At 64.1% G+C, this 13,406-nt stretch carries 15 protein-coding genes; 1 reads left to right on the top strand and 14 read right to left on the bottom strand.

Annotated features, from left to right (window positions below; all coding sequences use genetic code 11):
- Window positions 1-269: 269 nt before the first annotated feature.
- From ACETPF_RS20700 to ACETPF_RS20755, 12 genes are all read right to left on the bottom strand, one after another.
- The gene (locus ACETPF_RS20700) at window positions 270-416 is read right to left on the bottom strand and encodes a hypothetical protein (protein ID WP_373936509.1); all 147 of its coding nucleotides are present in this window, start codon (window positions 414-416) and stop codon (window positions 270-272) included.
- 55 nt (window positions 417-471) lie between these two features.
- Window positions 472-1,266, bottom strand: coding sequence for a Rossmann-fold NAD(P)-binding domain-containing protein (locus tag ACETPF_RS20705; RefSeq protein WP_373936511.1), 795 nt, complete (start codon window positions 1,264-1,266; stop codon window positions 472-474).
- A gap of 96 nt (window positions 1,267-1,362) precedes the next feature.
- Window positions 1,363-1,722 (bottom strand): HesB/IscA family protein, encoded by a 360-nt coding sequence (locus tag ACETPF_RS20710; RefSeq protein ID WP_373936513.1) that lies wholly within the window; start codon window positions 1,720-1,722, stop codon window positions 1,363-1,365.
- A complete protein-coding gene (locus ACETPF_RS20715) occupies window positions 1,722-2,195 on the bottom strand; it encodes an SUF system Fe-S cluster assembly protein (protein WP_373936514.1) in 474 nt (157 codons plus the stop codon). Before ACETPF_RS20715 ends, ACETPF_RS20710 begins: the two co-directional genes overlap by 1 nt.
- Window positions 2,188-3,396, bottom strand: a complete 1,209-nt coding sequence (locus tag ACETPF_RS20720) for an aminotransferase class V-fold PLP-dependent enzyme (protein WP_373936515.1) — start codon at window positions 3,394-3,396, stop codon at window positions 2,188-2,190. The genes ACETPF_RS20715 and ACETPF_RS20720 overlap by 8 nt, the downstream gene beginning before the upstream one ends.
- Window positions 3,397-3,532: 136 nt before the next feature.
- Entirely contained in the window at window positions 3,533-4,285 is a 753-nt protein-coding gene (locus ACETPF_RS20725) for a SufD family Fe-S cluster assembly protein (RefSeq protein ID WP_373936516.1), read from the bottom strand.
- Between the two features lie 97 nt (window positions 4,286-4,382).
- On the bottom strand, window positions 4,383-5,129 hold the full coding sequence (gene sufC / locus ACETPF_RS20730; protein ID WP_373936517.1) for a Fe-S cluster assembly ATPase SufC: 747 nt from the start codon (window positions 5,127-5,129) through the stop codon (window positions 4,383-4,385).
- Window positions 5,130-5,132: 3 nt separating this feature from the next.
- The gene (locus ACETPF_RS20735; protein WP_373936518.1) at window positions 5,133-5,588 is read right to left on the bottom strand and encodes a hypothetical protein; all 456 of its coding nucleotides are present in this window, start codon (window positions 5,586-5,588) and stop codon (window positions 5,133-5,135) included.
- Between the two features lie 11 nt (window positions 5,589-5,599).
- Window positions 5,600-6,139: a hypothetical protein gene (locus tag ACETPF_RS20740; RefSeq protein ID WP_373936519.1), complete on the bottom strand. Its 540-nt coding sequence runs from the start codon at window positions 6,137-6,139 to the stop codon at window positions 5,600-5,602.
- Window positions 6,136-7,620: a Fe-S cluster assembly protein SufB gene (gene sufB, locus ACETPF_RS20745; protein ID WP_373936520.1), complete on the bottom strand. Its 1,485-nt coding sequence runs from the start codon at window positions 7,618-7,620 to the stop codon at window positions 6,136-6,138. The genes ACETPF_RS20740 and sufB overlap by 4 nt, the downstream gene beginning before the upstream one ends.
- Window positions 7,617-8,027, bottom strand: a complete 411-nt coding sequence (locus tag ACETPF_RS20750; RefSeq protein ID WP_373936521.1) for an RrF2 family transcriptional regulator — start codon at window positions 8,025-8,027, stop codon at window positions 7,617-7,619. The genes sufB and ACETPF_RS20750 overlap by 4 nt, the downstream gene beginning before the upstream one ends.
- A 77-nt stretch (window positions 8,028-8,104) precedes the next feature.
- Window positions 8,105-9,046 (bottom strand): helix-turn-helix domain-containing protein, encoded by a 942-nt coding sequence (locus ACETPF_RS20755; RefSeq protein ID WP_373936522.1) that lies wholly within the window; start codon window positions 9,044-9,046, stop codon window positions 8,105-8,107.
- 338 nt (window positions 9,047-9,384) lie between these two features.
- On the opposite strand from ACETPF_RS20755, the gene ACETPF_RS20760 reads away from it, so the two are divergent.
- Window positions 9,385-10,428 carry a quinone-dependent dihydroorotate dehydrogenase gene (locus ACETPF_RS20760; RefSeq protein WP_373936523.1) on the top strand — a complete coding sequence of 348 codons (1,044 nt, stop codon included), beginning with the start codon at window positions 9,385-9,387 and terminating at the stop codon, window positions 10,426-10,428.
- Window positions 10,429-10,500: 72 nt separating this feature from the next.
- On the opposite strand, the gene ACETPF_RS20765 is transcribed toward ACETPF_RS20760, so the two are convergent.
- Both ACETPF_RS20765 and ACETPF_RS20770 read right to left on the bottom strand, forming a co-directional pair.
- Window positions 10,501-10,698: a hypothetical protein gene (locus ACETPF_RS20765; RefSeq protein ID WP_373936524.1), complete on the bottom strand. Its 198-nt coding sequence runs from the start codon at window positions 10,696-10,698 to the stop codon at window positions 10,501-10,503.
- Between the two features lie 129 nt (window positions 10,699-10,827).
- A partial coding sequence (locus tag ACETPF_RS20770) for a cadherin-like domain-containing protein (protein WP_373936525.1) occupies window positions 10,828-13,406 on the bottom strand: 2,579 nt, incomplete at its 5' end.

Consider the following 13,406-nt stretch of genomic DNA (forward strand, 5'->3'; position numbering starts at 1 on the left):
ATAGGGTTTCGCCATGCCCGCTGGCCTCCATTCCCCAGCCGGCATCTTGAATCACATAATAGGCCCGAGCAAAACCCCTCTCGATTCAGCCTCACGTCATCTCGCTTTAGGGCACCGAGCGGCAAAGCCAAACCACCGTTCGGTTCGAGTAGCCTTCGAGCATAGCCGAGAAGGCGTATCGAGGACGGATGCTCCGACTTCTCGACTGACGGTTCTCGACTTCGCTCGAACCTGCTCGAAGCGAACGGATCGGATTAAAGCGCAATGATTTAGCGCTGCCGATAGCGCTGCTTGGCTGCATTCACCCGGTCGATCAGGCTGGCGATCGGTGGAGACGCCGGCCCGGCGCGCCCCGGCGCGGGCATGGCGTTCATCTGACGGCTGAGGGCGGCGAAGCGCTGGTCGAAACGGGTCATGCCTCGCTTGTCGGAGCCAAAGGTAAACGACACGTAAACCACGCGGCAGGTCGCGTCACAGACACGCCCGCAGCCCCTCGGCATAAGTCGGATGGAGCGGCCGCCAGCCCAGCAGCCGCTTCGCCCGCCCGTTCGCGACCCGCCGGTTCTCGGCATAGAAGCCCCGCGCCATCGGCGACAATCCCGCTGCCTCCACCGATTGCAACGGTGGCCAGGCCATGCCCAGCAGATCGCACGCCGCCTCGATCACGCGATTTTGGCAGCAGGGCAGGTCGTCCGCCAAATTATAGACCCCCGGCGGCCCATCGAACGACGCGATCACCCCGGCAATGATGTCGTCCACATGCACCCGGCTGAAAACCTGGCCGGGTAGATCAATCCGATGCGCCCGCCCCTCGCACACCCGCTCCAGCGCCGATCGCCCCGGCCCATATATGCCCGGCAGGCGAAAGCGCCTCGTATCGGCCCTGAGCGTGCCCCAGGCGAGATCGCCGGCGACCCGCGCGGTTCGCCGGCCCGCACCGACCGGGCTGCTCTCGTCCACCCACGCACCCGCCGCATCGCCATAGACCCCTGTCGAGGAGAGATAACCGGTCCATACCGCCGGCGCGGCTGCAATCGCGTCGCCATAGCGGAGGAGTACCGGATCATCCTCCCCCTCTGGCGGCACGGACGACAGGATATGGCTGGCACCGGCAATCGCGGCGCACACGCCTTTCTCGTCATCAAACGCCAGCACGTCCTCGCCAGCGCTACGCCGCACGCCCGTCACGCGCCACCCCTCCCCGCGCAGCCGGTCGGCTAGCTTGGAAGCGGTGTAGCCCATCCCAAGGATCAGAAGTTTGGGCATCGCATCGGGGCCTCCGTGCTCCTGCGAAAGCAGGAGCCCAGGGTCGACTGTCCTGCCCTCCATCCTGGGCTCCTGCTTGCGCAGGAGCACTGACAATTAAACCGTGAAACTCTCCCCACAGCCGCAGCTGCCCTTGGCGTTGGGATTGTTGAACACGAAGCCGGCGGCGAAATCATCCTCCACCCAGTCCATCGTCGCTCCGACGAGGTACAACACCGACGCCCCATCGATGTAGAGCACGCCACCCGGCGTCTCGATCTTCTCGTCGAACTTCGCCTCCTCGCTCACATAATCGACCGAATAGGCGAGGCCGGAACAGCCGCGCTTGGGGGTCGACAGCTTGACCCCGATCGCGCCCTCCGGCGCCTGCCCCATCAGTTCCGCGATCCGTCTCTGCGCGCTTTCGGTCAAGATGACGGCAGCCGGCCGCGCGCGGATTTTGGTCTCGACGCTCATCACAGCATCCCCAGTTCGAGCTTCGCCTCGTCGCTCATCTTCTGCGGGTCCCATGGCGGATCCCAGACCAGATTGACTTCGGCGTCGCCCACGCCCGGAACAGCGCCGACACGCAGTTCGACCTCGCCCGGCATCGATTCGGCGACCGGGCAGTGCGGCGTGGTCAGCGTCATCGTCACGACCGCATGGCCGTCCGCGATATCGACGCCGTAGATAAGGCCGAGATCGTAGATATTGACCGGAATTTCAGGGTCGTAAATTTCCTTGAGCGCGTCGATGACCGCTTCATAAAGGTCGCCGCCCGGCTCGCCGGCAGGGGCTTCGGCTGGCTTCTGCGCCAGGAACCCGTCCAGATAGTCGCGCTGGCGTATCGGGGCTTCGGGCGCATCCTCGACTCGCGCCTTGGGCGGCGCTGCCACCGAGTCCACTTCCTCGACCATGATCTTCCGCTCGTCCGATGTATGTTCAGTCATTGGCGAAGATCTTCCTTACCCGTTCCAGTCCCGCGACCAGCGCGTCCACGTCGCTCTCGTCGCTGTAAATGCCAAAGCTCGCCCGCGCGGTCGCCTCCACGCCCAGATGCCGCATCAGCGGCTGCGCGCAATGATGGCCGGCGCGGATCGCGACCCCGCCCTCGTCCAATATGGTGCCGACATCATGCGGATGCACCCCCTCGACCTCGAAAGAGAGTATGCCCGCGCTGTCCGCCGGCCCGAACAGCCGCACGCTGTCGATCTGCTCCAATGCCGCCCGCGCCTTCCCCACCAGCGCGCACTCATGCGCGTGGATGCGGTCGAGGCCAATAGTCTCCACATAATCGATCGCGGCGGACAGACCCACGACGCCGGTGATATGCGGCGTCCCCGCCTCGAACCGCGTCGGCGCTGGGGCGTAGCTGGTCTTCTCGAACGTCACCTTGTCGATCATCGACCCACCCCCCTGATAGGGCGGCATGGCGTCAAGCAGTTCCTTGCGTCCCCACAGCACCCCGATTCCGGTCGGTCCGTAGAGCTTGTGCGCGGAAAAGACGTAGAAGTCGCAGCCCAGGGCAGCCACATCGACGGCAAGGCGCGGCACCGCCTGACACCCGTCGATCAGGATTTTCGCGCCCACGCCATGGGCGATGTCCGCCGCGCGCCGCACATCCAGAACGCTGCCGAGCACGTTCGACACATGGGCGAGCGCCACCATCTTGTGCGCCGGCGTGATAATCGCGGCCATCGCGTCCAGATCGATCCGCCCGTCCGCCGTCAGCGGCACCACGTCGATCGCCGCGCCGACCGTCTCCGCGACCATCTGCCACGGCACGATATTGCTGTGATGCTCAAGGCAAGAGAGCAGGATGCGGTCGCCGGCCTTCAGCTGTGTCCCTGCCCAGCATTGCGCGACCAGATTGATCCCCTCGGTCGCGCCGCGCACATAGACGATCTCGCTGTCGGATGCGGCGCCGATGAACAAAGCCACCTTCCGCCGCGCGGCTTCATAGGCCAGCGTCATGTTCGCCGACCGCTCATAGACGCCGCGATGCACGGTGGCATAGTCGGGACCATAAGCGCGCGCGATGGCGTCGATCACTGCCGTCGGCTTCTGCGCCGTCGCCGCGCTGTCGAGATAATGCCAGTCGCCCACGCCAGGGAAGTCGCGGCGCAGGGTCAATTCCGACGCAACACTCATACCATCCTCCCCTTGCAGGGGAGGTGGCTGGCCGAAGGCCAGACGGAGGGGTGTCCCGCCATCGAGAGGGCCACACCCCTCCACCACCGCTTCGCGGCGGTCCTCCTCCCCCTCCAGGGGAGGATGATGACACCATTCATACCAGCGCCTCCAGCTTCGCCAGCGCCGCCGCCTCCAGCGCATCCTTCACGCCCTCGTCCGCCACCGTGTCGAACACGCCTGCAACGAAGGCCTGCAAAAGCAACGTCTTCGCCGTCGCCGGGTCCATGCCCCGCGACGCCATGTAGAACAGCGCGGCCTTGTCCAGTTCGCCCACCGTCGCGCCGTGCGCGCATTTGACGTCGTCGGCGAAAATCTCCAGCTCCGGCTTTGCGTTCGCCGTCGCCGTGCGATCGAGCAGCATCGCTTTCACCGATTGAAACGCATCCGTCCGCTGCGCATCGCGCGCGACGTTGATGGAGCCCAGATAGCTGCCCACCGCGCGCTGACCCAGAATCGACCGGATCGTCTGGCCGCTGGTCGCGTCGGGCTGCGCGTGGCGCACCTTGGTCAGGATCTCCAGCACCTGGTCGCCGCCGCCGATGATCGCACCGCCCAGCTCGAAATGCGAACCCCGGCCCAGCGTCACGTCGAACGTCACCCGCCCCAGCTTGCCGCCGACATTCAGCAGATGAAAATCGCACCGCGCCCCGTCGGCAATGTCGATGACATAGTCGTGCACCGCCACAGCGCCGTCCGCCGCATCCTGCAACAGATGATGCGCCGCGCTCTCCCCCGCCGCTACGTCGATGCACGTCGGCGCGGGCAGAGGCCAGACGGAGGCGACAGCCTCCAGATCACTATAACGCCACTGCTCTTGATGGCGGGTTGGCACGGCAAGCGCGGTCATGAGCGCAACCCCTCCGCGCCTCCGCGCCTCCGCGCGAACAAAGTCCTCTCACGCGGAGACGCGGAGACGCGGAGAGAAAGAGAGAAGCGTGTGGCGCTCATGCGGCCACCACCTCGGCATAGCCCTCGCGCTCCAGTTCCAGCGCCAGTTCGGGCCCGCCCGACTTCACGATCCGCCCGCCGGCCAGCACGTGCACATAGTCTGGCTTCACATAATCGAGCAGCCGCTGATAATGGGTGATGAGCAGCACCGACTTGTCGGGCTTCCGCATGATCGTGTTGATCCCCGCGCCCACGATCTTGAGGGCGTCGATGTCGAGGCCGCTGTCCGTTTCATCCAGGATGGCGAGCTTCGGATCGAGGATGCCCATCTGGACCATTTCCGCCCGCTTCTTCTCGCCGCCCGAAAAGCCGACATTCACCGGACGCTTCAGCATCTCCATGTCGAGGCCCAACAGCCCGGCCTTTTCCTTGGCGAGCCGGATGAACTCGCCGCCGTTCAATTCCGCCTCACCCCGCGCGCACTTCTGGCTGTTCAGGCTCTCGCGCAGGAATTGCAGGTTGGACACGCCCGGTATCTCGACCGGATATTGGAAGCCCAGAAACAGCCCGGCCGCCGCGCGTTCATGCGGCTCCAACTCGAACAGATCCCGTCCTTCGAACGTCGCACTTCCGCCCGTCACCTCATAACCGGGCCGCCCGCCCAGCGTATAGGCGAGCGTCGATTTCCCCGCGCCGTTCGGCCCCATGATCGCATGGACCTCGCCCGCGTTGATGGTCAGCGACAGACCCTTTAGGATCGCCTTGCCGTCGATTTCATTGGACAGGTTTTCAATCGAAAGCATCACTTACCCCTTATGCGCGCGCTGGAGCGTCCGCGCGGTCCAGAACGCCATGTCGCGCACGTCACCCGGCGCCGGGAACAGCGTGTCGATATGCCGCTTGATCGGCATGTAGGGCCACCAGTCGGCCTCGCCCTTGGGCGGCCCCTTCTCCAGCACACCGGTCACGAACTCGGTCACCGGCCCCATGCGGGCAAGGTTGGGCGCCTTCGCCTTGTGGAACGCCTTGTCGGACTTGAGGCGATCGGTGAAGGCGAGATCGCCCCTCTCCAGAGCCGCCCGCGCCTCGGCCTGATAGGCGTCGAGATCGCCAAAATCCTTGCGCGCCCGCGCCTCCAGTTCGCCCTCTTCCAGCTCATAATCCTCGGTCAGGATGCGAATGGCGGCTGTCCACGCCTGCCCATTGCCGACATCCTCCGCGAAATCCGCAAGGGCATCCTGAATATCGTCTTCGTCGCTCAAAATTCTTGTCCTTAAGGGGTGATAAGCCCCTCCCCTTCAGGGAAGGGGTTGGGGTGGGGTCTGGCAAGCTCGCACCGGAAAAGCCGGGTTACGTGACCGTCGCTATTTTTCCAAACCAATGATTTCTGCGAGGCCTCGATCGTCAGAAAATCTATATTCAGTCCAGCGCCTACTTTCCGGTCTCGCGATTTCACACTGATTTTGTCGGAAGCCAGCACGGTGTAAGATAGAATTTCAGCATCAAGCTCGTCACCGGAAAATCGCGACGCAGTTATTCGGACTTCGCCTTCCGTTTCTCCGCTACAGTTTTGCGGATATTTATTCCAATGACCTTGGAAAGAAGACGGTATCGAGGCGGGTTGAGCTCCAGCCGTTTCCGGCACATTTGCAGTGCCAATCAAAAGGATTGCCGCAAAAAGTCGACGCGCGTTCGGCAAGAAGCCGTCACCCCGGACTTGATCCGGGGTCCCGCTGCTTTGGCCCCTCCCGCAGGCAGAAGCGGGATGCCGGATCAAGTCCGGCATGACGGAAGAATCAGAGGCGAAGTTCACCCGACCGATCCTTCCAGCGAAATACCCAACAGCTTCTGCGCCTCGACCGCGAACTCCATCGGCAGCTGCTGCAACACCTCCCGCGCGAATCCGTTGACGATCAGCCCCACCGCCGCTTCCTGATCCAGCCCGCGCTGCATCGCGTAGAAAAGCTGGTCGTCGGAAATCTTGCTGGTCGTCGCCTCATGCTCGATCTGCGCGCTGGGATTCCGCACCTCGATATAGGGCACGGTATGCGCCCCGCACTGGTCGCCCAGCAGCAGCGAGTCGCACTGGGTAAAATTCCGCACCCCCTCCGCCCCCGGCGCCACGCGCACGAGCCCGCGATAGGTATTGTTCGACCGCCCGGCCGAAATCCCCTTCGACACGATGGTCGATCGCGTGCCTCTACCGTTGTGGATCATCTTCGTGCCGGTGTCGGCCTGCTGCCTGTTGTTCGTCAGAGCCACCGAGTAGAACTCGCCCACGCTATTCTCGCCGTTCAGCACGCAGGACGGATATTTCCAGGTGATGGCGCTCCCCGTCTCCACCTGCGTCCAGCTCACCTTGCTGTTGCGCCCTTGGCAGAGCGCCCGCTTGGTCACGAAATTGTAGATGCCGCCCTTGCCGCTTTCGTCGCCGGGATACCAGTTCTGCACCGTCGAATATTTGATCTCCGCGTCGTCCAGCGCCACCAGCTCCACGACAGCGGCGTGCAGCTGATTCTCGTCGCGCATCGGCGCGGTGCAGCCTTCGAGATAGCTGACATAGCTGCCCGCATCCGCCACGATCAGCGTGCGCTCGAACTGCCCCGTATTCTCGGCATTGATGCGGAAATAGGTGGACAGCTCCATCGGGCAGCGCACGCCCTTGGGGATGTAGACGAACGTCCCGTCGGAAAAGACCGCGCAATTCAATGTCGCGAAATAATTGTCGCGCATCGGCACGACCTTGCCCAGCCACTGGCGCACCAGATCGGGATATTCCTTCACCGCCTCGCTGATCGAGCGGAAGATGACCCCCGCCTCCTCCAGCTCCTTACGGAAGGTGGTGGCGACCGAAACGCTGTCGAACACCGCGTCCACCGCGACCTTGCGCGCGCCCTTGACCCCGGCCAGCACTTCCTGCTCGGCGATCGGGATGCCCAGCTTCTTGTAGGTCGCCAATATCTCGGGATCGACCTCGTCCAGGCTGTTCAGCTCCGCCTTCTTCTTGGGCTCGGCATAATAGTACGCATCCTGATAGTCGATCGGCGGCACGTTGAGCTTCGCCCAGTCCGGCGCCTCCATCGTCTGCCACATCGCGAACGCCTTCAGCCGCCAGTCGAGCAGCCATTGCGGCTCGCCCTTCTTCGCCGAAATGAAGCGGACGGTGTCCTCATTGAGGCCCTTGGGTGCGAAATCCTGCTCGATCGCCGACGACCAGCCATGCTCATAGGCCGATGCGCGCTCCGCCGCCTCGTGCGCTTCCTGGTTGCGGATGGTGGTCACCTCGTCGGTCATGCCATTTCTCTCGTCAAACTCGCGATCGTGACGCCCGCCAGCGCCGCCCGGATCGCATCGTTCGCCACATTCATGTGCGGGCGGATACGGCAGTCCGTTTCCAGATTGCAGTCATGCGCGCCCATTTCGGCGCAGGCGGTCATGGCGATCGGCCCTTCCACCGCCTCCACCACATCGGCCAGCGTGATCGCGGCGGGCGGGCGCGATAGCCGCACCCCGCCGCCAGTCCCCCGGCTCGATTCAAGCAGCCCCGCCGCCGACAGCCGGCTCACCAGCTTCTGCGCGGTGGGCAGCGGGATGCCGGTTTCGGCGCTCAGCGTCGTCGCGTTCATCTTGGCCGCGCCGCAATGGCGCGCGGCAGCGCTCATCAGCACCACGGCATAATCGGCGAAACTCGACAAGCGCATTGCGAACCATTCTCAAATCGGACGGAATCGATCCGATTGCCCGCATGTGGTCCCCCGCGCACGCAGAATCAAGGCTTTTATGACAGCCGGTTGAGCGTCGCGACATCGCCCCCCAGCGACCGGCGCAGCAGGGTGAGCTGCGCCACCGCGCTCGGCTCGGCCTGTAACTGGTGTGGGGTCAGACCGATGAAATGCTTGATTTCCCGGATGAAGTGCGACTGGTCGTAAAAGCCGCCCTCCTCGCACAATTGCTGCCAGCTTTCCCCGTCGAGCGCGATCCGCGCCGAACAGCGCAGCGCCCGATATTTGCGCGCCAGCAGCTTGGGCGGCGCGCCATAATATTTGTTGGTCAGCCGCGCGAGCTGGCGCGGCGACAGGTCGGTCGTTTCGGCCAGCGCCTCGAGCCGGGGCGACCCCTCGTCCATCAGCCAGGCGTCGACCGCCGCCAGCAACTGCCAGGTCGCCGGTCGCAACGCCTTCACCAACCGCGCCAGCTCAGCCCAGCACAGCTCCGCCATCGCGTCGGCATCCTCGCCCAGCGCGCGCAACCGGCCCAGCAGCCCGGCATAGGCAGGCCCCCGCTCGGCGGCGAGGTCGCACAGCCGGTCGGCCAGCCCGCTCGCGTCCCCGCCATGAAGCGACACCCAGCCTGCGGGCAGCAGCGACACGCCCACCACCTGGGCCGGCCGGTCGAGCATGAAGCGAGTCGCGCCCATGGTCGGCCCCAGCAGGCACACATCGGGCGTTTCCATAACCGCGCCGTCATGGAAATGATAATGCCCCCCGCCCGTCAGCATGAAGCGCAGTTGCGGCACGTCGGCCCTTGTTACGTCTGCGTAATGATCCGCCGAAACCGAGAAGATATAGAGCGATCCGAAATAACGGCGCAGCGCCTCGGGCGGCGCGAAATAGCGCAGCCTGACCGGCCCCTGCGCAGCCGCCACAGTGAAGGATAGCGGCCCCCGGTCATCGGGCAACGCGACTGCGCTGTCGGTCCCTTCGCTCCAGTACGACCCCATTTTTTTCAACCCCTGCGCGGCACTATGCGCCGACGGCTGCTGCTTGCAAGCGTTTCCGCGCGCTTAACCGTCTCTTCGCCACCAAAAAAATGACCCGGCGGCCTGAAAGGCTGCCGGGTCAGTAAAAGGTCTCATCGGCCAATCGGCCTAAGAGCCTTCGGGTCGCAGGGCGGCTTTACGCCCGAATCGGGGCAAGATTATTGGATGGATCGGACATTTCGCGGTCGCAAACGGTCTCATTGATGACGTTTTCTGTCATCAAATTACACTCGCTCATGGGTGTTGCGGCACCGCCACAGTGACTCGACGGTGCGGCGCAGCGCTGGCATAGCCGCGCCATGCTCTACCGCCTCATCCGCCCGCTGCTCTTCACCCTCGACGCCGAACGCGCGCACAATCTGTCGATCGCCGCGCTGCGGATGATGCCCACCGCAGCGCCGCTCCGGCCCGACCCGATGCTGGAGATGGAGGTCGCCGGCATTCGCTTCCCCAACCCGGTGGGACTGGCGGCGGGCTATGACAAGGATGGCCGCGTCGCGCACAAGATGCACGGCCTTGGCTTCGGCTTCGCTGAACTGGGGACGCTGACCCCGCTCGCCCAGCCGGGCAATCCGCAGCCACGCCTGTTCCGCCTGGTGGAGGATCGCGGCGTCATCAACCGCTTCGGCTTCAACAATGGCGGGCAGGGCGCCGCGGCCGACCGCATCGCTCGCTATCGCCGCCCGAAGGGCGACGGGCCGGTGATCGGCATCAACATCGGCGCGAACAAGGATGCGGCGGACCGCATCGCCGACTATGTGACCGGCGTTACCTGCATGGCCCCCCTCGCCGATTATCTGACGGTCAACATTTCTTCCCCCAATACGCCGGGCCTGCGTGCGCTTCAGGATCGCGCCGCGCTCGACGAACTGCTCGCCGCCGTCATGGAAGCGCGCGGTCGGCGCGGCGTCCCCGTCTTCCTCAAGGTCGCGCCCGACCTGGAGCCGCTCGATATGGAGGACATCGCAATCGCCTGCACCGATCATCAGGTCGATGCGCTGATCGTCTCCAACACCACAACCGCCCGACCCGCCCTGCAATCCCGTCATGCCGGCGAAGCGGGCGGGCTGTCGGGTGCGCCGCTGCTCGAACTATCGCACCAGCGGATGAAGGATTTCCACGCCCTGCTGCGCGGCCGCATCCCCCTGATCGGAGTCGGCGGCATCGCGACCCCGCACCAGGCCTATAAACGCATCCGCGCCGGCGCGTCGCTGGTCCAGTTCTACAGCGCCATGGTGTACAAGGGGCCGTATCTGGCGCGAACGATCAACAAGGGCCTCAAAGCGCTGCTGGAACGCGACGGCTTCGCGCATGTTGCGGACGCCGTCGGGGTCGATGTCTGAGCCAGCGTTGTGCCGATGGCTTCGCGCAGGGGCGCTCGCCGACGCGGAAGAGTTTGCGAAACTTGAAAAGCCCTAGAACAGGCTACCGTCGATGTCCGGTTCGGCATCATCGCGCATCCCCCTGGTCTGGATCGCCATCTCCACCTCGCCTGCCAGCAGCGCCGCGTCATTGCCGGTAAAGCCGCTGTCGGCGTCGATCACCTCGTCGGGCCGGAAGCGGCCGGCGAACAACTGGAACCGCTCCAGGGCTTCGTTCAATTCGTCGGGCATGGGCTTGCTCCTGCAAAGGGGGTAGTCCTTCGCCAACGAAGGACTACCCCCTTTGTGCCGCGCGGCGGAACGAAGCGGGGCCTGCTTGCGCGATCCGCAAGCAGGCCCCGCCTCACTGACTTTCCCCGATTAGCCGAGGATGAAGTCCGCGTTGGTCAGCGCCAGCCCGGTGCCGATCGTGGCGAACGCCACGGCTGCGCCGCTGCCCGAACCGTCGGCATCGTAGAACAGCATGCCGGTCGCGCTGTTGTAGATGATCCGATCGGACGCATCCCCCGCCGCCGCGCCGATCACGAAGGCGTCCGCCTGAAGCACCCCGGCTGGTCCTGCCGCCGCGAAGATGGCGGAAGCGAGCAAAACGGTGTCGTCGGCGACGCTGAAGTCGGTGATCGTATCGACGTTGCCGGCCCCGAGCGCCGTCGAGAAGCGGAACTGGTCCGCCCCTGCGCCGCCGGTCAGAATGTCGGCCGCCAATCCCCCGTCCAGTATGTTGGCTCCGCTGTTGCCGATCAACTCATTCGCCTTGGTGTTGCCAGTCGCGTTGATGTTGGCCGTGCCGGTCAATGTCAGTTGCTCGATGAGCCGTCCCGTCAATCCATAGCTGACCGAGCTGAAGATGCGATCAAAGCCTTGCCCCTCGACATCGACGACCTTGTCGCCGGCATTATCGACATAATAGGTATCATCCCCTGCACCGCCTGCCATGGTGTCGGCTCCGGCACCGCCGATCAGCGTGTCCGCGCCGATGCCGCCATTCAGCGTATCGTTGCCTGAGCCTCCGGTGATGACGTTGTCGAGGTCGTTGCCGGTCAGCGTTTGCGCTGTCGTGGCCGTGCCGGTCAGATTCTCGATATTGGACCCCAGCGTATAGCTCGCCAGACCCGTCCGCACCTCGTCAATGCCCTGTCCCGACAGTTCCACCACAACGTCGCCAACGACATCGACGAGATAGACGTCATCGCCCTGCCCGCCTTCCATGTGGTCGGCACCCGTTCCGCCGTTCAGCACATTGTTGCCGCTGTTGCCGATCAGCGTGTTCGCCTGACTGTTGCCGGTCGCATTGATATTGTCGGCACCGGTAAGGACGAGCGTTTCGACATAACGACCGGCCAGGCCGTACGAAACCGAACTGTAGATAAGGTCGTTGCCCTGGCCGCTCGCCTCGACGACCTTGTCGCCGACATTATCGACATAATAGATATCGTCTCCCCGGCCGCCCGTCAGCGTATCCGCTCCCTCGCCGCCGTTCAGCACGTCGCTGGCCGCCCCACCGATAATAGCGTTGGCAAGCGCGTTGCCGGTCAGAGCCTGGCCTATCAGCGCCGTGCCAGTGAGATTTTCGACATTGGCCGCCAAAATATATGCGGCTAAATCGGTTCTGACCTCGTCGATGCCTTGACCTGCCAGTTCCACCACCACGTCGCCGGCAGCGTCCACGATATAGACGTCGTTGCCTTGGCCGCCCTCCAAGTGATCGGCTCCGGTCCCGCCATTGAGCACATTGTTGCCGCTGTTGCCGATCAACCGGTTGGCATTGCTGTTCCCGGTCGCGTTGATATTGCCGTTACCCGTGAGAACCAACGTCTCGACATTACGACCGGTCAGCCCATAAGACACCGAGCTGTAAATGAGATCATTGCCTTGGCCGTTGGCCTCGACCACCTTGTCGCCGGCATTGTCGACATAATAAATGTCGTCGCCAAGCCCGCCTGTCAGGATGTCGGCGCCAGCCCCGCCATTCAGCACATTTGCGCCATTATCGCCCGTCAACTGATCGTCGCCGCCGCCGCCGATCAGATTTTCGACGTTCCGCAACACATCTTCGGCAATGCCTCCGACCGAAACGGTCGCATCGAGAGCCCCGCGCAAGGTGACCACCACCGATTGCAGCTTGTCGCTGTAATCGGCCGTATCGATGCCAGCGCCACCGTCGATAATGTCGGCGCCGCCCAGACCCTTGATGACATCATTCCCTGCGCCGCCGACGATAGTTTCCGCCGCGGCGGTGCCGATGACAGTCTCGGGATCGATATTGAGGATCGAGACCAGGATCGTGCGGTCGAAGTGACCGCCCTGACCGTCAGAGACGCGGATGGTGATGCTGTGCTGCTCCGCCTGCTCGTAATCGGTCAGCGTGGCCCCTGCCACCAGCTTGCCATCCACAATAGCGAAGCGGCCACCTGCGTCATCGAGCAGGCTGTAACTGAGCACATCGCCATCAGGATCGCTCCCGCTAAGTTGGCCAATAACGGTGCCGGCAGCAGCATATTCGGCCAACTGCGTGCCATCGATCGACAGGGTGTTCGGCGCATCGTTCGCACCGGTCACCGTGATCGTCAGCTTGGCGGTCGATGTCGCGCCATTCTGGTCCTTGACCGTGTAATAGGCAACCACATCCTGCATCGTGCCGGCCTTGAGCAACTGATAAGCCGCATTGCCGGCGTCGAAACTCCAGCCGCCGTCGCTCCCCAGTGTTAGGCCCGCCACCGGCGCATCTAGCGTGTAGGTAAGCAGCTCGTCGAGATCCGGATCGACCGCCGCCAGCACGCCGCTTGTGCTGGCATCTTCAACGACCGAAGCCGCCCTGTCGAACGCAACCGGCGCCTCATTCACGTCGGTGACGCTGACCGTCACCGCCTGGTCGGTGCTCGTGACCCCCTGCGTTGCGGTGATGACGATGTCGTAGCTCGCCTTCGCCTCATAGTCCG

This window comes from Sphingobium agrisoli (genome assembly GCF_041877245.1).
Classification (GTDB): Bacteria; Pseudomonadota; Alphaproteobacteria; order Sphingomonadales; family Sphingomonadaceae; genus Sphingobium.